Source organism: Mesorhizobium sp. M7A.F.Ca.US.005.03.2.1, assembly GCF_003997795.1.
Classification (GTDB): domain Bacteria; phylum Pseudomonadota; class Alphaproteobacteria; order Rhizobiales; family Rhizobiaceae; genus Mesorhizobium; species Mesorhizobium ciceri.
In genome coordinates, this window is the sequence record NZ_RZRP01001284.1 from 1 (window position 1) to 1,165 (window position 1,165).

Here is a 1,165-nt window from a genome sequence, read left to right on the forward strand (position 1 = left end):
CATGGCTGGATGGCGACGCTGACCGAAAAGAGTGCATCGACGGCCGACGACGCCCGCATCCTCAACGCCGTCACCCGCGCCTTCCCGGCGGTGACGACGGTGCGGGTCAAGGACGCGCTCGACGTCGTCAACCGGCTGGTCGGGCAGCTCGGCACGGCGATCCGGGCGGCCGCTGGCGTGGCGCTGATCGCTTCGGTGCTGGTGCTGGCCGGCGCGCTTGCAGCCGGCAACCGGGCGCGCATCCATGATGCGGTGGTGTTGAAGACGCTGGGCGCGACACGCACGACGCTGATATCGGCCTTCTCGCTCGAATATATGCTGATCGGGCTGGCCACCGCCATTTTCGCGCTGGCGGCGGGCAGCGCAGCCGCCTGGTTCGTCGTCGCGCGCATCATGACTTTGCCGTCGCATTTCATGCCGGAGGTGGCGGTGGCAACCATTCTGTTTTCGCTGGTGATCACGGTCGGCATTGGTCTCGCCGGCACTTGGCGGGTGCTCGGCCACAAGGCAGCACCGGTGCTGCGCAACCTGTGACGACAGGCCCGGAACGGGCATCCTGGATTAAATCTTGGTAAGAAAGCCGTCCGAAAAGCCGAGGAATCGGCGCTTCGCCCTCTCACGAACCGTTACATCCGGTTACGGTCTTGTTCTTGACGCGAATAACCATCATATTTCGCCACAGGCATGCTGGAGCCCTGCCAGCGGCGCCTGGGTCCGGAAGGACCTGACACCGGACGGGGCAGAAGCAATAGAGGACTACAATGGCTGATCCCATTCGCAACTACCAGATGCGCGCCGTGCCCGGCGTCGGCGTCGGTGCCGACATCGATCAGGGCCTGCGCGCCTACATGATCAAGGTTTACAATCTGATGGGGCTTGGCCTCCTCATCACCGGTCTTGCCGCTGTCGGCACGATCATGCTGGCCACCACCACCGATCCGGCTTCGGCTGTCGCGACGCTGCCGAGCGGCGAGATGCTGACGTCCTTCGGCTACGCGATCTTCGGCTCGCCGCTGCGCTGGGTGGTGATGCTGGCGCCGCTGGCCGCCGTTCTGTTCCTGTCGTTCCGCGTCCAGTCGATGAGCGTTTCGGCGGCGCAGACGACGTTCTGGGTCTATGCCGGTCTCGTCGGCCTGTCGCTGTCTTCGATCTTCCTGGTCTACAC

The 1,165-nt window shown here is 64.6% G+C and carries 2 protein-coding genes; both read left to right on the top strand.

The features are described from left to right. Positions 1 to 534, top strand: a 534-nt coding sequence (locus EN991_RS37065) for an FtsX-like permease family protein (RefSeq protein WP_127370568.1), incomplete at its 5' end; no start/stop codon positions are given. Positions 535 to 761: 227 nt separating this feature from the next. Next, a partial coding sequence (locus EN991_RS37070; protein WP_206519341.1) for a Bax inhibitor-1 family protein occupies positions 762 to 1,165 on the top strand: 404 nt, incomplete at its 3' end.